The organism is Devosia sp. Root635 (assembly GCF_001427605.1).
In the GTDB taxonomy this organism is placed as follows: Bacteria; Pseudomonadota; Alphaproteobacteria; order Rhizobiales; family Devosiaceae; genus Devosia.
Genome location: NZ_LMGZ01000021.1, coordinates 198,969 through 216,212, shown reverse-complemented (window position 1 = coordinate 216,212; position 17,244 = coordinate 198,969). Strand labels below are relative to the sequence as shown.

At 65.2% G+C, this 17,244-nt stretch carries 16 protein-coding genes; 12 read left to right on the top strand and 4 right to left on the bottom strand.

Going from position 1 to position 17,244, the window contains the following annotated elements:
• Positions 1–234: 234 nt before the first annotated feature.
• The 3 genes from xth to ASD80_RS15095 all read right to left on the bottom strand — a co-directional run bounded on the left by xth (position 235) and on the right by ASD80_RS15095 (position 2,572).
• Positions 235–1,014 carry an exodeoxyribonuclease III gene (xth, locus tag ASD80_RS15105; protein WP_056234439.1) on the bottom strand — a complete coding sequence of 260 codons (780 nt, stop codon included), beginning with the start codon at positions 1,012–1,014 and terminating at the stop codon, positions 235–237.
• A 62-nt stretch (positions 1,015–1,076) separates the two neighbouring features.
• Complete coding sequence (locus ASD80_RS15100; protein ID WP_056234435.1) at positions 1,077–2,171, bottom strand: serine hydrolase domain-containing protein; 1,095 nt, start codon at positions 2,169–2,171, stop codon at positions 1,077–1,079.
• 56 nt (positions 2,172–2,227) lie between these two features.
• Positions 2,228–2,572, bottom strand: coding sequence for a HesB/IscA family protein (locus tag ASD80_RS15095; protein WP_056234433.1), 345 nt, complete (start codon positions 2,570–2,572; stop codon positions 2,228–2,230).
• Between the two features lie 93 nt (positions 2,573–2,665).
• On the opposite strand from ASD80_RS15095, the gene ASD80_RS15090 reads away from it, so the two are divergent.
• The 12 genes from ASD80_RS15090 (at position 2,666) to ASD80_RS15035 (ending at position 16,143) form a co-directional block, all read left to right on the top strand.
• Positions 2,666–3,856, top strand: coding sequence for a deoxyguanosinetriphosphate triphosphohydrolase (locus ASD80_RS15090; protein WP_056234431.1), 1,191 nt, complete (start codon positions 2,666–2,668; stop codon positions 3,854–3,856).
• Between the two features lie 30 nt (positions 3,857–3,886).
• Positions 3,887–5,632 (top strand): arginine--tRNA ligase, encoded by a 1,746-nt coding sequence (argS, locus tag ASD80_RS15085; RefSeq protein ID WP_056234428.1) that lies wholly within the window; start codon positions 3,887–3,889, stop codon positions 5,630–5,632.
• An 89-nt stretch (positions 5,633–5,721) separates the two neighbouring features.
• Complete coding sequence (locus ASD80_RS15080) at positions 5,722–7,926, top strand: hypothetical protein (RefSeq protein ID WP_156460479.1); 2,205 nt, start codon at positions 5,722–5,724, stop codon at positions 7,924–7,926.
• Between the two features lie 132 nt (positions 7,927–8,058).
• Positions 8,059–8,847: a segregation and condensation protein A gene (locus ASD80_RS15075; RefSeq protein WP_056234507.1), complete on the top strand. Its 789-nt coding sequence runs from the start codon at positions 8,059–8,061 to the stop codon at positions 8,845–8,847.
• A complete protein-coding gene (gene scpB, locus ASD80_RS15070) occupies positions 8,844–9,506 on the top strand; it encodes an SMC-Scp complex subunit ScpB (protein WP_056234422.1) in 663 nt (220 codons plus the stop codon). The genes ASD80_RS15075 and scpB overlap by 4 nt, the downstream gene beginning before the upstream one ends.
• Positions 9,506–10,603 carry an ABC transporter ATP-binding protein gene (locus tag ASD80_RS15065; protein WP_056234420.1) on the top strand — a complete coding sequence of 366 codons (1,098 nt, stop codon included), beginning with the start codon at positions 9,506–9,508 and terminating at the stop codon, positions 10,601–10,603. Before scpB ends, ASD80_RS15065 begins: the two co-directional genes overlap by 1 nt.
• A gap of 57 nt (positions 10,604–10,660) precedes the next feature.
• Positions 10,661–10,870, top strand: a complete 210-nt coding sequence (gene tatA / locus ASD80_RS15060) for a twin-arginine translocase TatA/TatE family subunit (protein WP_056234417.1) — start codon at positions 10,661–10,663, stop codon at positions 10,868–10,870.
• Between the two features lie 44 nt (positions 10,871–10,914).
• Positions 10,915–11,589: a Sec-independent protein translocase protein TatB gene (gene tatB / locus ASD80_RS15055; RefSeq protein ID WP_056234414.1), complete on the top strand. Its 675-nt coding sequence runs from the start codon at positions 10,915–10,917 to the stop codon at positions 11,587–11,589.
• A 3-nt stretch (positions 11,590–11,592) separates the two neighbouring features.
• On the top strand, positions 11,593–12,411 hold the full coding sequence (gene tatC, locus ASD80_RS15050) for a twin-arginine translocase subunit TatC (protein WP_056234412.1): 819 nt from the start codon (positions 11,593–11,595) through the stop codon (positions 12,409–12,411).
• A 210-nt stretch (positions 12,412–12,621) separates the two neighbouring features.
• Positions 12,622–13,953 (top strand): serine--tRNA ligase, encoded by a 1,332-nt coding sequence (gene serS / locus ASD80_RS15045; protein ID WP_056234410.1) that lies wholly within the window; start codon positions 12,622–12,624, stop codon positions 13,951–13,953.
• Complete coding sequence (surE, locus tag ASD80_RS15040; RefSeq protein WP_056234408.1) at positions 13,950–14,717, top strand: 5'/3'-nucleotidase SurE; 768 nt, start codon at positions 13,950–13,952, stop codon at positions 14,715–14,717. The genes serS and surE overlap by 4 nt, the downstream gene beginning before the upstream one ends.
• A gap of 145 nt (positions 14,718–14,862) precedes the next feature.
• Complete coding sequence (locus ASD80_RS15035; RefSeq protein WP_082555330.1) at positions 14,863–16,143, top strand: M23 family metallopeptidase; 1,281 nt, start codon at positions 14,863–14,865, stop codon at positions 16,141–16,143.
• Between the two features lie 54 nt (positions 16,144–16,197).
• Here ASD80_RS15035 and ASD80_RS15030 read toward each other — a convergent pair whose 3' ends face one another.
• Complete coding sequence (locus ASD80_RS15030) at positions 16,198–17,085, bottom strand: ATP-binding protein (RefSeq protein ID WP_082555329.1); 888 nt, start codon at positions 17,083–17,085, stop codon at positions 16,198–16,200.
• Between the last annotated feature and the right edge of the window lie 159 nt (positions 17,086–17,244).

Below are 17,244 nucleotides of genomic sequence, written 5' to 3'. Positions count from 1 at the left end.
AAACCCTTCAAACTCGCCATCAACGCTGCAATGAGAAAGTTCATCACCATCCTCAATGCTATCGTCAAACAATCGACAGTTGCTTGACCCGAGGGCTCAGCACTTGCGGAGCCTTGGCTAAGTGAAATGTCCTCGGGGTCAAGCCCGACGGTGACGGCTGGTGATTGGGCAAAATCGGGCCAAATCCCCGATCTGTTCCTCCCCTATCAGGGGGAAGCTAGCAGGAGCTATCCCCTAAAACCGAAATTCCCCCTCCACCGGCACATGGTCGCTGGGCTTGTCCCAGCCGCGCACATCCTTGTGTACGATCACATTCTCCAGCCGGTCCGCGGCCTGTGGCGACACCATCAGGTGGTCGATGCGGATGCCGGCATTGCGCCGCCAGGCGCCGGCCTGGAAGTCCCAGAATGTATAGGCCGGCTCCGCATTGACCGCGCGCAGCGCATCGGTCAGCCCCAGATTGCCCAGCGCGCGCCATCGCTCCTGGCTTTCGGGGCGATAGAGCGCGTCACCCCACCAGGCCTCGGGGTCATGCGCGTCGATCGGTGCCGGGATGATGTTGAAGTCGCCGAGCAGGATGAACGGCTCTTCCAGCGCCAGCCGGCCCTGGACATAGCTTTCCAGCCGCCGCATCCAGTTGAGCTTGTAGGGAAATTTCTCGCTATCGACCGGATTGCCGTTGGGCAGGTAGATGCCGCAGACGCGAATGGCGCCGCTTTCCACCGAGAACACGCCCTCGATCAACCGCGCCTGCTCGTCCGACTCGTCGCCTGGCAATCCACGCGACACCTCGTCGAATGGCAGCAGCGACAGGATGGCCACGCCATTCCAGCTCTTCTGTCCATGCGTTTCGACATTATAGCCCAGGGCCTCGATCTCGAGCCGCGGGAAACCTTCGTCCACCGTCTTGATTTCCTGCAGCACCACGATATCCGGCTTTTCCTCGCTCAGCCATTTCAGCAGCAGCTCGAGCCGGGCTTTGACGCCGTTGATGTTCCAGGTGGCAATACGCATGACGAGTCTCCGTTGCCGCCACGCTAAACGGCGGCCGGGCAGGGGGCAACCGCCTACGCCCGTCAGGCGTAGACTGCTCTCAGGATATCGTCGCGGAACGGGCCGTTGCAGCCCTCGAACGTCGTATTGGTGCAGACCACGATGGTCATCCGGTTCACCGGATCGACCACCCAATTGTGTCCCCACGCCCCGCCCCAGTCTACCGTGCCGGCAGGGCAGGGATTGTTCGCCGCCGCCGGGTCTTCCAGCAGCGCGCCGATGAAGCTGAACCGCTTGCCGGCGTCGTTCGCGCGTCGCGGCAGCTCCCCGATCTGGTTGGCCAGCGCCAGGGCCACGGTCTCCAGCGTCAGCAGGCCCGGATTGCCGTTATAGACTTCAAGCAGCTTCATGATGTCGTCGGCCGTTCCTGCCATGCCGGCCCCGCCATTCTGCGGCGCGGCCGGGTTGAAGATGCGGCCCGGCGAAAATGTTGTGCTGCCATATTGGTCGCCCAGCACATGCGGATCGCCCATCCGCACCGGCGGCACGCCATCGGCATAAGCCGCCGTCAGCCGCGCCGGGTCCGTCACATGGAAATGCGCATCCGCCATGCCCAGCGGACCGGTCACATGCCGCCCCAGCGCATCCTCGACATTGGACCCGTTGATCGCCGCCAGCACCCCGCCCAGCACATCGATGCTGGTCCCGTAATCCCAGCCCGTCCCCGGCGCAAAGGCCAGCTTCACCCTGGCGATATTCTGCAGTGTCTCGGTCAGCGAATTGACCGGCCCCGAAAGCCCGCCGCTCGCATCATCAGGCACGTTGCCATAGGTCAGCCCCGACGTATGGCTCAGCAAATGCCGGATCCGGATATCGGCCTTGCTGCCATCCGGATTGGCCGGCGTGAACCACGGCAGGTAGCGCGTCACGCGATCATTAAGCCCGATCAGCCCCAGGTCGAGCAGCCGCAATACAGCCGTCGCCACGATCGGCTTGGTCACCGAAGCCAGCCGGAAGATCGCCTCGCGCCGCATCGACACCTTGGCCTCGCGGTCGGCCAACCCGGCAGCCCGCGCATAAATCTCCTCGCCATTCCGCTTGATCAGGATGACACAGCCGACAATGCGCTGCACCAGCGCGGCATCCACCGCCGCGTCCACGCGTTCGACCAGGCTCATTGCGTCCCTCCCTCGTTGGCGAGACGCTATGGGGTGATGACTAGGATTTCAATGCTTTAGACGGCAAAGCTCGTGCCGCAGCCGCAGGAGGCCACCGCATTGGGATTCTTGATCTGGAAACTCTGCCCGATCAGGTCGTCGACAAAGTCGATCTCCGCCCCGCCCATGAATTCGAGACTCATCGAATCGATCAGCACCACGGCGTCACCCTCGCCCAGAACGATATCGTCGCTGGCCGGCTTTTCCTGTACGAGATTGTATTCATACTGGAATCCCGAGCACCCGCCGCCCGCCACCGAAATGCGCAGCACCGTCCCTTCTGGTTCCTTGGCCAGGATACGCGATACCCGCCTGGCAGCGCGGTCGGTCAGCAGGGGAGAAGCAAGGGCGGTAGCAGTCATGATAGGTCCACGCCGTAATGTCATAACGGTAGGGCTAAAATAGTAACTCTTGTCGGAAATGAAAAGGCCCAAAAGATTGAGCGACCATCACCGATGAGCGATACCGCCCCCTACGCCAGTAAGCCCGAACGCTCCCTCGGCCGCCTATACGGCACCGGCCCCAGCCCCACGCGCTCCGAATTCCAGCGCGACCGTGATCGCATCATCCATTCCACCGCCTTCCGGCGCCTGCAGCAGAAGACCCAGGTCTTCCTGCAATATGGCGGTCACTTCCGCAATCGGCTCACCCACACGCTCGAAGTCAGCCAGATGGCCCGCTCCATGGCCCGCGCCCTGCGGCTCGATGAGGACCTGGCCGAAGCCATCGCCCTCAGCCATGATCTCGGCCACACCCCCTTCGGCCACGCCGGCGAACGCGCGCTCCACGCCGCCATGGCGCCCTATGGCGGCTTCGATCACAATATCCAGGCCATGCGCGTCGTCACCCGCCTCGAAAACCGCTATGCCGAGCATGATGGCCTCAACCTCACCTGGGAAACCCTCGAAGGCATCCTCAAGCACAATGGCCCCCTGACCAATCCAGACGGCACCCCCTACGGCAAATATGCCGAAGAAGGCCTCCCATCCGGCTTCGACGACATTCCGGCTTCCGCCGACCTGCGCCTTTCCAGCTTCGCCTCGCTCGAAGCCCAGACCGCCGCCATTGCCGACGACATCGCCTACAACGCCCACGACATCGACGACGCCCTGCGCGCCGGCCTCATCACCCTCGCCGATCTCGCCGAAGTGCCGCTGGCTGGCCCCATCGTCCGCGAAGTCCTCGCCCGCTATCCCGATATCGCCCCTAAGCGCCAGGCCCACGAAGTCCAACGGCGCCTCATCACCCGCGCCATAGAGGATGTCATCGCCACGACTTCAGCCAATATCGCCGCGTCCGGCGTCACCGCCGCCGAGGATGTCCGCAAGGCCGGCCGCACCCTCGTCACCTTCTCGCCCTCGGCCGCCGCAGCCGAACGCGGCCTCAAGACCTTCCTCTTTGCCAAGGTCTACCGCCACGAGACCGTCATGGGCCCCGTCCGCCAGAGCGAAACCGTCGTCGCCGGCCTTTTCGCCCGCTACATGGAAACCCGCGATCTCCCCACCCGCTGGGGCGAAGCCGCCGCCGCCGCGCCCGACGACAGCCATCTCGCCCGTATCGTCGCCGATTTCATCGCCGGCATGACCGATCCCTATGCGACAGACGAATACCAGCGCCTGTTTGACGCTCGCCCGGATTTCCGTTAACCCCGGCGCACCTTAGTTTCCGGGTTTATCATGGACGTTTTCGCTCTCTTTTCCGCACGCATCGGCAATGCCATGCAGGTTCTCTTCCCCCAGGCCGGGGCGGACCTGCTGGCCCGTATCGTGGTGGAGCCGCCGCGCGATCCCGCCCATGGCGACCTCTCGACCAACGCCGCCATGATCGTGGCCAAGCCGCTCGGCATGAATCCGCGCGACGTCGCCAATGCCCTGGTCGAACACTTCAAGCACGATACCGATGTCACCTCCGTCGACGTCGCCGGCCCCGGCTTCATCAATTTCCGCCTGGCCACGCCAATCTGGCACCAGGTCCTGCGCTCCATCGCCAGTCTCGGCGCCGATTACGGCCGCTCCACCCTGGGCGGCGGCGAAGCGGTCAATATCGAATATGTCTCGGCCAATCCGACCGGCCCCATGCACGTTGGCCACACCCGCGGCGCCGTTTTCGGCGACACCCTGGCCTCCCTCATGGCCTATTCCGGCTACGAGGTGACCCGCGAATATTATATCAACGACGCCGGCAGCCAGATCGACACGCTCGCCAATTCCACGCTGCTGCGCTACCGCGAGGCCCTGGGCGAGACCATCGAGATTCCGCCCGGTTTCTATCCCGGCGATTATCTGATCCCGGTCGGCCAGGCCCTCAAGGCCGAGTTCGGCGACAGCCTGCTGGGCCGCCCCGAATCCGAAGTCATCCCGCTGGTCAAGGAGCGCGTCCTGGCCGCCATGCTCGACCTCATCAAGGCCGATCTGGCGCAGCTCAATATCCACCACGACGTGTTCTTCTCCGAGCGCACCTTGCATGGGGCAGGGGGCGATATTCAGCTCACCCTCGACTGGCTGCGCCACGAGGGCATGATCTATGAAGGCCGGCTGGAGCCCCCCAAGGGCAAGACGCCCGACGAGTGGGAAGACCGCGAGCAGACCCTGTTCCGCGCCACCGACTATGGCGACGATGTCGACCGGCCCCTGATCAAGTCCGACGGCTCCTACACCTATTTCGCCGCCGACATCGCCTATCACCGCAACAAGTTCCTGCGCGGCTTCAAGCACATGATCAATGTGCTGGGCGCCGATCATTCGGGCTACGTCAAGCGCCTGCAGGCGGCCACCAAGGCCGTCTCGCTCAACGCCGCCGACATGGATGTCCGCATTTGCCAGCTTGTTCGTCTGCTCAAGAATGGCGAGCCGTTCAAGATGAGCAAGCGCTCCGGCGATCTCGTCACCCTGGCCGACGTGGTCGAGGAAGTGGGCGCCGACGCCACCCGCTTCATGTTGATGTACCGGCGCAATGACGCGGCGATGGATTTCGACTTCGCCCTGGTCAAGGAGCAGACCAAGGACAACCCGGTTTTCTACGTCCAGTATGCCCACGCCCGCTCCTACTCGATCTTCAAGACCGCCGCGCGTGACCTGCCGGCCCTCGATTTCTCCCCCGCTGCGCTGGCGGCTGCCGATATCGAGCGCATCGTCACCCCAGCCGAACTCGACCTCGTCCGGGTGCTCGCCGCCTGGCCGCGCACCGTCATGGCAGCGGCTGTGGCGCATGAGCCGCACCGCATCGCCTTCTATGTCCACGAGCTCGCCGCGGCCTTCCACGGCTTCTGGGCCAAGGGCAAGGACGATCCGCATTTACGATTTGTTAACGATGCCGATCCAAAGCTCACCTTGGCGCGACTCGCGCTGGTCGATGCCGTGCGCCAGGTTATCGTCAACGCACTAGCAATTCTGGGCGTTTCGGCGCCCGAGGAGCTTTCATAATTCGGGCGCATTACTGTGATGACTCGCGGCACAAAGCCCTGTTTGGGCGCCGTAGTAGTCAGTAGTCGTAATCGAGAGGGCGCTGGTTGATGTCAGCGAAACCGCAGCCAATGGCCGGACAATCCGACGCCGCAGATGATCTGATTGCCGAGCTTGCCAAGCTCATGGCCCAGGATGCCAAAGGTGACCATCCGGCGGAACCGGCTTCTCCGGCCTTTACCGTCCGCATTCCCGGCGATGCACCGCCGGCCCCGCGTTTCGATTTCGATCACACCCTGGCCATGGCTGCCGAGCGGCCTGCCGCATCGGTGCCGTCCGCGCCCGCCGAACCGGCCGCAGCCGCCGCGCCGCCATCCGAAACACCCGAACCGTTCCGGTTCGATTTCGACCTCGCGACGCCCCGGCGCAACGCTGTCGCGGCCGCTCCGTCCGAGGCGCCGCCTGTTCCGGTTGAGCAGCCTGCAACGCCGGTCCTGGCAGCGGTTTCCACCGACGATCACGACGGTATTGCCGATCTGATCGCTGCCGAGTTCTCGGACGAATCCGCGCCGGAGCCTGCCGCGCCATCGTCGCCCGTGGTGCCCACTGCCTTCCCGTCCACGCCGCAGGCCGGACACGGCTGGGTGCCGACGGCGGTTCCTGCCAATATCGGCGGCCAGGACAAGTCGCCTGAATTGCGCGCTCTCAACGTCCAGCCCGCGCCGCGGCCCGAGCAGGATCGCTTCAAGATTCCTCCCGTCTTCGGGCTCGGCTCTCGGCCTGCACCGGTCGAGCCATCGGTCAGCCCGATTGTAACCGAGCCGGCGGCTCCCGAGTCCACCGGGCGTTCCGCCGGGCTGCGCCAACCCGCGCCAGCCGTCGTGCCCGCTTCGGCGCCGCAGGATGATGGCTTGGGCAGCGACCCGATCGACGAGATCGAGCACTTGATCGGCCGCGCCATGCGCGTCGAATTCGACACCCCGGACGAGTCGGAGGCCGACGAGCGGCCCGCGCCGAGCCCGGCATTGCGCAGCCTGGCCACGCCGACCGTTCCGGTAGCGCCGGTCGAGGCCGCGCCCACCGCGCCACGTGAGCTTTCCGGCGCCGACGAAGCCATTCTTGCCGCGGCACAGGCGACCGGCGCCGAAATCGGCTGGGTCGAGGCCCCCGAGGTCGATGACACCGGCGCGGTCGCGCCCTCCGCCCGCCGCTTGCCCCGGTCCCGCGGTATCACGCGCGCCGTTGCTGGTCCGCTGGTGGCGGTCACGTTGCTGCTGGCCGCCGGCTTTGGTCTGTATTGGGTGCTCGGTCTGGGGCGCGATGCCGGCCCGGCGCCGCTGCTCACCGCTGATGCCAGCCCGGTCAAGGAAACCCCGGTGGTCGAGCCCGATGCCGCTGCGGCCCCGCAATCCATCGTTTTCAACGAGATCAACGGCGTCGTCCCCGGTGCCGAAGAACAGCTCGTGTCGCGCGACCAGGCCGACGTCAACGAGGTCACCCAGGTTCCGCCCGCAACCGATTTGAGCGAGGAAGGCCTGGCCAATCGCAAGGTGCGGACCGTCACCGTCCGCCCTGACGGAACCATTGTCAGCGGCGACGACAGCGTTGCCGGCAGCGCCATCCTGCCTGTGGATCGTCCGAATGTTCCCGCGGTTCCGGGCGCGGAAACGGCCAGCCCCGATCTGGTGGCCAGCGTCGAGCCTGAGCCCGCCGCCCCGAGCACGCCTGAGCCGGCTGCTGCCGAGGCCCCGGCAACGCCGGTCACCCCCGGTTCGACCGTTGCGGCTGTCGATCTGGCCGGTAATCTGCTGGCCGGCAAGTCGGCGCCGGTGCCCATGCTGCGTCCGGCCGGACTCGTGCAGGCCACCGCGCCGACCGTCACCGCGACGTCGCCGGTCAATGCCGTGATCGATACGCCTGCTGCCGGCACTGGCAACCTGTTGCCGCCGCCGCCCACCACCTCCACGCTCGGCGCCTTGCCCGCCACGCGGCCCGCTATCACCCAGCCGGCTGCCCAGCCCGCCGCCACCGCCCAGATACCGGGCGCCGTGGAGGTCGAGGCCCTGCCCAATTCGGCGCCCGCCTATGCCCAGCTGGCCTCACTGCGGAGCGAGGCAGAAGCACGCCAGGCCGCGCAGGCTCTGGTCACCCGCTTCGGCCCGCTCTTCGGCGGCGCCAATATGGAAGTGCAGCGCGTCGATCTTGGCGCCCGCGGCATCTATTACCGCGTTCGGGTTCCGGCGAACTCGACCTCTGCCGCCGGCAATATCTGCACCAATGTCATTGCCGCCGGCGGCGATTGCGTCCCGATGTAGTCAGGCCGGCCGGCTTCGCCTGCCCACGATGTCATTCCCGCGAAAGCGGGAATCTCCCGTCTTCGGCGCTTGACGCCCGCGGACCCAGCGGCCAAGGATGGCCGGACGTTCCTGTTGCGCGGCACTGAATTTATGACGACTGCCCAGACCGACTGGTTTGACACGCCTGCCGAGCCGGCGGCCGAAGATGTCATGTATGTCGATGTCGGTGGCTATGAAGGCCCGCTCGATCTGCTGCTCGACCTCGCTCGCCGCCAGAAGGTCGATCTCGCCGCCATTTCCGTGCTGGCCCTTGCCGAACAATATCTCGCCTTCATCGAAACCGTGCGCGAAAAGCGCATCGAGGTTGCCGCCGACTATCTGGTGATGGCCGCCTGGCTGGCCTATCTCAAGAGCCGCCTCATGGTGCCGCAAGCGCCCTCCGACGACGAGCCGTCGGGCGAAATGCTGGCCGCCATGCTGCAATTCCGCCTCAAGCGCCTCGAAGCGATGCGCCGCGCCGCCAGCCAGTTGATGAACCGGCCGCGCCTCGGCTTCCAGGTCTATGCCCGCGGCATGCCCGAGCCGATCGAGATCAGGCGCACCTCCCTGTGGGAAGCCAGCCTCTACGACCTGCTAAAGGCTTATGCGGGCCAGCGCGAGCGCGGCATCACCACCGAATACTCGCCCATCCAGCGCACCGTGTGGTCGCTGCAGGAGGCGCGCGATATCCTCCAGCGCCTGATCGGTGATAGTTTCGAGTGGGTGTCGATGGATTCCTACCTGGCCGACTACCTCGTCACCCCGGCCGAGCGCGCCACCATCCGCGCCTCGAGCTTCGCCTCGAGCCTCGAACTGGTCCGCCTGGGCCAGATCGACCTGCGCCAGACCGAGACCTTCGGCCCGCTCTTCATGCGCCGCCGCAAGGCAGACCGGCCGTGAGCGGGCTTTCCGACGACGATCGCAGTGAAGTCCTGGAGCGCAACCTGCGTGTGCTCGAGGCTCTCCTTTTCGCGTCAAGTGAGCCTCTCGATGCTAACAGTCTGCTAACGTATCTGGGGGAAGGCGCTAACATTGGTGAACTCCTGCTGACGCTGCAATCCCGCTACGCCACGCGCGGGGTAAACCTGGTCCAGCGCGCCGACAAATGGGCCTTCCGCACTGCCGAAGACCTCGGCTTCCTGCTCCGTCGCGACGAGCAGGAAAACCGCCCGCTGTCGCGCGCTGCGCTGGAAACCCTCTCCATCATCGCCTACCACCAGCCCGCCACCCGCGCCGAGATCGAAGAGGTCCGTGGCGTCGCCACCGGCAAGGGAACGCTCGACCTCTTGATGGAAGCCGGCTGGATCCGCATGCGCGGTCGCCGCCGCACCCCCGGCCGCCCCGTAACCTACGGAACCACCGACGCTTTTCTCGATCACTTTGGCCTCGAAACCCTCGGCGATCTGCCCGGCCTCGACGAACTCAAGGGCTCCGGCCTGCTCTCCGGCCGCCTGCCGCCCAACCTGCAAATCCCGCTCCCCTTCGACGACGCCGCCCTGCGCGACGACGAGGATCCGCTCGACCCCGACGACCTCGGCACCGACGAGGACCAGGACTGATGGCCGAAAAATCCAGCTCCGACTGGGGTTTGCGCGGCACCACCGGCGTCAGCTTCGCCGCCACGCTCGAATTGGACGCCATCGAGGTTCAACTCGGGGGCAGGGTGGTACTCGACCGGTTCAGCCTCACCCTCAACGCTGGCGAGATCGTCTGCCTGCTCGGCGAATCCGGCTCCGGCAAGTCCACCGCCCTGCGCGCCGCCGCCGGCATCCAGCCGATTCACGCCGGCTCGATCCGCATCAATGACGAGAGGGTCTCGGCTCCGGGCATGACCACGCCACCAGACCGGCGTGGAATTGGCCTGATGTTTCAAGACTTTGCGCTCTTTCCGCACATGACCGTCCTGCAAAATGTGCTCTTCGGCCTGCGCCGGCTCGGCCGCACTGCGGCGCTCGCCCAGGCCCGTGCCGCCCTGCGCCGCGTTGGTCTTGCCGACCGCGAAGCCGATTATCCGCACCGGCTCTCCGGCGGCCAGCAACAGCGCCTGGCGCTGGCCCGCAGCGTCGCCCCGCGCCCCGGCATTCTGCTGCTCGATGAACCCTTCTCCAGCCTCGATGCCCGCTTGCGCGAGACGGTGCGCGAGGAAACCCTGGCCGTGCTGCGCGAAACCCATGTCACCAGCCTCATCGTCACGCATGACCCCGAAGAAGCCATGGTGCTTGGCGATCGCGTGGCTTTGCTCCGCCATGGCCGCATCGCCCAGATCGGCACCGCCGCAGAGATTTATCGCCGGCCCATCGACCTCAACGCCGCGCGTTTCTTCTCACCTCTCAGCGAGATCGACAGCCTGGTTTCGCAGGGCCGCGCCGACACGCCGCTCGGCTCCGTGCCCACGCCGGGCCTGGCCGAGGGCGCCCCGGTTACGATAGCCATTCGCCCGGCCGGCGGCGCTGCCATTGCCCTTGGCGGGCCCGGTATCCCTGGTCGCATCGTCAGCAAGCGCGACGCCATTGGCACCGACATCTGCGAAGTCACGGTCGATGGTCTCGACGCCCCGCTCGGCCTCCGCCAGCCCTCCGACGCGGCCCTGCGGGTGGGACAAGACGTCTTCGTGACTCTGAACCCTGAGCACGTTCTTGTGTTTGCGCGCGATTGACCCTATTTCTGACCTATCTTTCGCGTGTAACGCGTTCTGAAATTTAGGGAGACCAAAATGCACGCGCCAGGAATTTGGGGCATTCTCGTTGTCGCCGTCGTCGTGATCCTGCTGTTCGGTCGCGGCAAGATTTCCGGCATGATGGGCGAAGTCGCCTCGGGCATCAAAGCCTTCCAGAAGGGCATGAAGGACGACGACAAGCCGGTGGAGCGGGTAACGACCACGGCTGCCGCGCCTGTTGGCGAGCCGGAAAAGAAAGACGTCTGAAGACGTTACTGCCGGCCCCGCCGCCGCTTTGAAGGAATAGGACTATGCTCGGCTTGGGCTGGACAGAGATGCTGGTGATCGGTGTCGTGGCGCTGATCGTCATCGGACCGAAAGACCTGCCGGTGGTGATGAGCCGCATCGGCAAGATTGCCGGGCAGATCAGGCGCATGGGCAATGACTTCCAGCGCGAGATCAACAAGACCACCGGCCTCGATGAAGTGCGCAACCTGCGCAATTCCATCACCGCGCCGCTCAAGAAGACCAGCGATGAAATCCGCAAGGAGTTCAACGCCATGACCCCGACCGGCACCAAGCCGACCGGTGTCATCACGCCTGCCGACCCCAGGGCCGAAAGCGTCGTCGATGAGATAAAGGCTGCCGCGGGCATGACACCGCCCAAGACCGCAGCCCAGATCGGCGCCGAGGCCGGATTCCGGGCCGACGGCCCCAGGGTAACGCCGCCGGTGAAGGTGGCCGCGCCGAAGAAGCCGGCCGCCAGGAAGGCCCCGGTAAAGGCCAAGGCAGCACCTACCCGTCCGGTCATCACCACCGAGCTGGCGCCGCTGGACCCACCGGCCAAGAAGCCGGCGGCCGCGAAGAAGCCGGCGGCAAAGCCCGCCGAGGCAGCGCCGGCAGCCGCCAAGCCGGCGCCTAAGAAACGCGCCGCCGCCAAACCCAGGGCCGCCGCCAAGCAGACCGCCAAGGCCGGGGACGCATAGACCATGGCCGACACCAAGCAGATCGAAGGCAAGACCGCGGAAACCGAGGACGAACTCGCCGGCAGCGAAGCGCCGCTGCTCGAGCATCTGGTGGAGCTGCGCAAGCGGCTGATCTATTCGGCGATCACCATCGTCGTGCTGATGGCGTTCTGCTTCATCTTCGCCAGCACCATCTATGACTGGCTGCTGATCCCCTACAAGCGCGCCGTTCCCGATGCGAGCCTGATCTTCACCGCGCCGCAGGAGCTGTTCTTCACCTATCTGAACGTCGCCCTGTTCGGGGCGATTTTCCTGGGTTTCCCGATCGTCGCCAGTCAGATCTACATGTTCGTGGCGCCCGGCCTCTACAAGCACGAGCGCCGGGCATTCATTCCTTATCTCGTTGCTACGCCGATTTTCTTCGTCGCCGGCGCGGCGCTCGTCTACGTCGTCGTGCTGCCGATGGCGCTGCATTTCTTCGCCGGCATGCAGACCGACGATATCCAGATGCTGACCAGCGTTAGCGAGTATCTTGGCCTTGCCATGCTGCTGATCCTCGCCTTCGGCATCTGCTTCCAGTTACCGGTCATCCTCACCCTGCTGGCGCAGATCGACCTGATTCATGTCGACGTGCTGAAGAAGGGCCGCCGCTACGCCATCGTCGGCATCCTGATCTTCGCCGCCTTCATCACGCCCCCCGATCCGATCTCCCAGATCGGCCTCGCAGTGCCGATGTACCTGCTCTACGAGCTGTCGATCATTTCCGTGCGGATGGTCGAGAAGCGCCGTGCTGCGGCCCTGGCCGCGCAGGAAGCGGAAATTTCCGGCTCGTCATCCGAGTAAGGCAGTCTCGTCCACCCGCACGATGTCATCCCGGCGAAGGCCGGGGATCCATCCTGAGATGTTCGGATGAGGCGGCCCCCGAGGATGGATTCCGGCCTTCGCCGGAATGACCCGGTGGGTTTGGGGATTGCAGCGTTCCCGCATCGACCTTAGACAAGCTGCCAACCTGTGCAGTGCCAACCAGAGGCGGGCAGCGACCCGTAGCAACCGATGTTCGATATCAAGTGGATCAGAGCCAACGCCGAAGCCTTCGACGCCGCCGTTTCGCGGCGCAAGGGGATTTCCGTGCGCTCCGGTGATCTGCTCGCCATCGATGACCGCCGCCGCGACATCATCGCTCGGCTGAACGACGCGCAGGAAAAGCGCAATGCGCTCTCCAAACAGATCGGCCAGGCCAAGGCGCAGAAGGACGAAGCCAGGGCGCAGGAGCTGATGGCCGAAGTCGCCGGCCTCAAGGACTTCATCCCGCAGGGCGAAGCCGACGAGCGCGCCATCGAGCTCGAATTGCGCAATGCGCTCTCGGTCATCCCCAACCTGGTGTTCGACGACGTCCCCGATGGCACGGACGAAACCGGCAATGTCGAATATTTCGGCCGCAACGGCTCGCCAGAAACCGCCGCCAAGGTCCGCGCGCCCAAACCTGTTCTCGGCTTTGCTCCCAAGGAGCATTACGAGATTGGTGAAGCCATGGGCCAGATGGATTTCGAAACCGCCGCCAAGCTCTCCGGCAGCCGCTTTGTCGTGCTGAAAGGGCAGGTCGCCCGCCTCGAACGCGCCCTCGGCCAGTTCATGCTCGACCTGCACACGACCGAACACGGCTATACCGAAGTCCAGCCGCCGCTGCTGGTGCGGGACGAGGCCTTGTTCGGCACCAACCAACTGCCCAAGTTCGAGGAAGATCTGTTCTTCACCCCGCATGGCGACAGCCGTCTGGCGCTGATCCCCACTGCCGAAGTGCCGCTGACCAATTTCGTCCGCGAATCCATCCTGGCCGAGGAAGAACTGCCCCTGCGCCTTACCGCGCTCACCCCCTGCTTCCGCTCCGAAGCCGGATCGGCCGGTCGCGACACGCGCGGCATGCTGCGCCAGCATCAGTTCAACAAGGTGGAAATGGTGTCCATCACCACGCCGGAAACCTCTGTTGACGAGCATGAGCGCATGCTGGGCTGCGCCGAAACCGTGCTGCAACGGCTGGGCCTGCACTATCGCGTCATGAACCTGTGCACCGGCGATATCGGCTTCGGGGCCAGGAAAACCTATGATCTCGAAGTCTGGCTTCCCGGCCAGGACACCTATCGCGAGATTTCCTCGGTCTCGGTGTGCGGTGACTTTCAGGCCCGCCGCATGGATGCCCGCTATCGTCCCACTGGCGAAAAGCAGGCGCCGCGCTTCGTTCATACGCTCAACGGCTCCGGCACCGCTGTCGGTCGCTGCCTCATCGCCGTGATGGAGAACTATCAGCAGGAAGACGGCTCGGTCGCCATTCCCGATGTGCTGCAACCCTATATGGGCGGCGTCAAATCCATCGGCGGCCGTGGATGAGCCTGCGCATCCTCATCACCAATGACGACGGCGTGGATGCGCCGGGCATCGCCATCATGGCCGATATCGCCCGCGCGCTGAGCGACGACGTGTGGATCGTGGCGCCCGATGGTAACCAGTCGGGGGCGGGGCATCGCTTCACCCTCGGTCGTGAGTTGCATTTCGACAGACGCGACGAACGTACCTTCGCCGTGGTCGGCGGCTCCCCCGCTGACTGCGTTGTCGCCGGCATGACGCACCTGCTGGGCGACAAGCCCGCCGATGTGGTGCTCTCCGGCGTCAATGCCGGCCAGAACCTGGGCGACATCATCAATTGCTCGGGCACGGCGGCCGGCGCGCGTGAAGGCGCCCTCCAGGGCGCCATCGGCATCGCCATGAGCCAGGGCATCAACTACGAGCAGGGCCGCGACGTGGACTGGTCCAATTCCATCCGCCACGGTGCCGCCGTCGCCCGCTCCATCATCGCCGCGGCGCAGGGCAGGGACCACTACTACAACGTCAATTTCCCCTTCCGCGCGCCCGAGGCCACCAAAGGGGTCGCCGTGGTGCCGCACCAGCGCTTCTCGCGTTCGCCATTCCGCTATTATCCCAGCGACAATGACGGCAAGTTCTTCGTCGCCATCCCCGAAACGCCGATGCCGCTGGACCGGGCTGCCGATTTCGAGGTGATGCGCCAGGATGGCTATGTGACAGTGACGCCGATGTTGCTGCAGCAGACCGATACGGCCCTGGTCGAGCGGCTGCGGGGCACGCTGTCGCTGTAGCGGCGGGTCTCCTTCGGCCCTTAACCTTACCCAATTCAGAATCCCGCCGACACGATTTTGCTCAAATCGCATCGGCCTTAAACTCGTCTTTACCTTACCGGCCTAGTCTCAAACTCGTGTTGAGTACCTGCGTACGAGTAAGCTGATGAGTATCCGCGTATCCCGTCGGGCGCCCAAAGGTGCCGTTGCGATGGTTGGTCTGGTCGCCGCCGCCGTTGCACTGTCCGGGTGTTCCAGTCTCGGTAGCCGATCGTTCGGCGATCCGACGACCACCGGCTCCCTGCCGCAGAGTGCTCCCACCAGTTATAGCCAGCCCATGCCGGCCAGCCTGGGCTCCCCCCAGAACATGGTGGCAGAAAACCGCTTCCTGCCGCCCGCCAATGTCGGTGGTGGCTGGAACGCTCCAACCGCCGCTGCCGTGCAGCCGGCGTGGAATCAGCCCGCCGCGGGCTATGCCCAGCCGATGGGCACGGCCAGCGCCATGCCTTCCGTCCAGTCCCAAGACCTTCCTGTACTGAGTAACCCGTCTTCTCAGGGATCCCTGCCCACCATGCAACCACAACCCGCTTTCGCTTCGGCCGCGCCAATGCCGTCTCCCGCCGTTCTCGGCACCCTGCCGACCAACAGTTCGGTCCCATCGCTGGCGGCGGCTTCGCCCAGCCCGACTTTGCCGGGTGCCGCCGGCACCGGCTTTACCCACACCATCGCCAGCGGCGAGTCGCTCTATACGATCGCCCGCCGCTACGAAGTGACGACCCAGGCCATCGTCCAGGCCAACAACCTCTCCTCGCCCGACAAGATCGTCGTTGGGCAGAAGGTGATCATTCCCGGCCGCGCCGACCTGCTCGCTACCAAGGCGCCGACCATCCAGGTCGCCAGCACCACGCCGGTCGCCGCGCCCGCTCCGGCCCAGCAGACACTGCCGCAGGCCACGCCCAATACCCTTCAGGCGGCGACCGCGCCGGCTGTGACGCCCACGTTGCCGCAACAGCAGGCCGTACCGGTCGCCCAGCCGACCCAGGTCGCCAACGTTCCGCCCGCCGAACCGGCAATGTCGGGTAGCGACAAGTTCCGCTGGCCCGCCAGCGGTCGTGTGCTTGTCGATTTCGCCTCGTCCAAGGGCACCGGCATCAATATCGAAGTGCCCGAAGGCTCGCCCGTCAAGGCCGCCGAGAATGGCACGGTGATCTATGTCGGCTCCGGCGTCGAAGGCTATGGCAACCTGGTGCTGATCCGCCATCCCAACGGCTACGTGTCGGCCTATGCCCACCTGCAGTCGATGAGTGTCGCCAAGGGCGCAGTCGTCGGACGCGGCGACACCATCGGCGCCGCCGGCATGACCGGCTCGGTGACCAAGCCGCAACTGCATTTCGAACTCCGTAAGGGTGCCACCCCGGTCGATCCGGTGCCGCTGCTGGCAAGCTGACCATCTGAGGACATACGAAGGCCCCCGCGAAAGCGGGGGTTTTCGTATGCGGGGCTAGATGGCCTTGCCCAGTTCCCCCGCCAGCGTCCGCACCAGCTGGATCGCCACGCGGCCCGAGCGGGCGCCGCGCGTGGCCGACCACTCGATGGCGCGGGCCTTGAGCGTCTCGTCGCCGACATCGAGCCCGTAATAGTCGGCATAGGCGCGGACCATGGTCAGGAAGGTCGGCTGGTCGCAATTGTGGAAGCCTAGCCACAGCCCGAAGCGGTCCGACAGCGACACTTTCTCCTCGACCGCCTCGCCGGGGTTGATCGCGGTGGACCGCTCGTTCTCGATCATGTCGCGCGGCATCAGGTGGCGGCGGTTGGAGGTGGCGTAGAACAGCACATTCTCCGGCCGCCCCTCCAATCCGCCATCGAGGATGGTCTTGAGCGATTTGTAGCTGGTCTCGCCATTGTCGAAGCTGAGATCGTCGCAGAAGATGACGAAGCGCCCATCCTCGCCGCCGATGCGGCGCATCAAACCGGGAAGGGTTTCAAGGTCTTCCCGCGCGATCTCGATCAGCACCAGCCGCTGGAATCCCTCGGCGCGCCGCTCGACAATGTCGCCGTGGATGGCTTTGACCAACGAGCTCTTGCCCATGCCGCGTGCGCCCCAGAGCAGCGCATTGTTGGCGCCATGCCCGCGCGCGAACTGTTCGGTGTTGCGCAGCAGGATATCCTGCACGGAGTCGATGCCCTTGAGCATGGCCAGCGGTACCCGGCTCACCTGAGGCACCGCCATCAAAACCCCGGCATCGCCATCCCAATGGTATGCATCGGCCTCGGACAGGGCCGGAATCGGTTTGTCCGCGGCCGGCGCCAAGGCCTTGAGCGACAAGGCGATTTCGCCGAGCGTGGCGGCAATCCGGGCAAGGTGGTCTGGGTTCGTCAAAGCAGGCATTTCCCGTAGTAGACGCGGCAATTTGTGACCCCCGGAATGGCTTTGCAATCGGCAGGGTGCAAATGTATAGTCCGCGCGATTTTGACCGGGGTGCAAGTGCATTAAACCCCATATGCGTCCAGTAGCGTCGCAACGTTGATGCTGGTCTCTGGCGCCGCC

Coding starts and splice junctions, on each gene's coding strand:
- xth (WP_056234439.1), bottom strand. CDS start 1,014: ATGCGTATTGCCACCTGGAACATCAACGGCGTCAAAGCCCGGCTCGAG.
- ASD80_RS15100 (WP_056234435.1), bottom strand. CDS start 2,171: ATGAGCCTGGTCGAACGCGTGGACGCGGCGGTGGATGCCGCGCTGGTG.
- ASD80_RS15095 (WP_056234433.1), bottom strand. CDS start 2,572: ATGACTGCTACCGCCCTTGCTTCTCCCCTGCTGACCGACCGCGCTGCC.
- ASD80_RS15090 (WP_056234431.1), top strand. CDS start 2,666: ATGAGCGATACCGCCCCCTACGCCAGTAAGCCCGAACGCTCCCTCGGC.
- argS (WP_056234428.1), top strand. CDS start 3,887: ATGGACGTTTTCGCTCTCTTTTCCGCACGCATCGGCAATGCCATGCAG.
- ASD80_RS15080 (WP_156460479.1), top strand. CDS start 5,722: ATGTCAGCGAAACCGCAGCCAATGGCCGGACAATCCGACGCCGCAGAT.
- ASD80_RS15075 (WP_056234507.1), top strand. CDS start 8,059: ATGACGACTGCCCAGACCGACTGGTTTGACACGCCTGCCGAGCCGGCG.
- ASD80_RS15065 (WP_056234420.1), top strand. CDS start 9,506: ATGGCCGAAAAATCCAGCTCCGACTGGGGTTTGCGCGGCACCACCGGC.
- tatA (WP_056234417.1), top strand. CDS start 10,661: ATGCACGCGCCAGGAATTTGGGGCATTCTCGTTGTCGCCGTCGTCGTG.
- tatB (WP_056234414.1), top strand. CDS start 10,915: ATGCTCGGCTTGGGCTGGACAGAGATGCTGGTGATCGGTGTCGTGGCG.
- tatC (WP_056234412.1), top strand. CDS start 11,593: ATGGCCGACACCAAGCAGATCGAAGGCAAGACCGCGGAAACCGAGGAC.
- serS (WP_056234410.1), top strand. CDS start 12,622: ATGTTCGATATCAAGTGGATCAGAGCCAACGCCGAAGCCTTCGACGCC.
- surE (WP_056234408.1), top strand. CDS start 13,950: ATGAGCCTGCGCATCCTCATCACCAATGACGACGGCGTGGATGCGCCG.
- ASD80_RS15035 (WP_082555330.1), top strand. CDS start 14,863: ATGAGTATCCGCGTATCCCGTCGGGCGCCCAAAGGTGCCGTTGCGATG.
- ASD80_RS15030 (WP_082555329.1), bottom strand. CDS start 17,085: ATGCCTGCTTTGACGAACCCAGACCACCTTGCCCGGATTGCCGCCACG.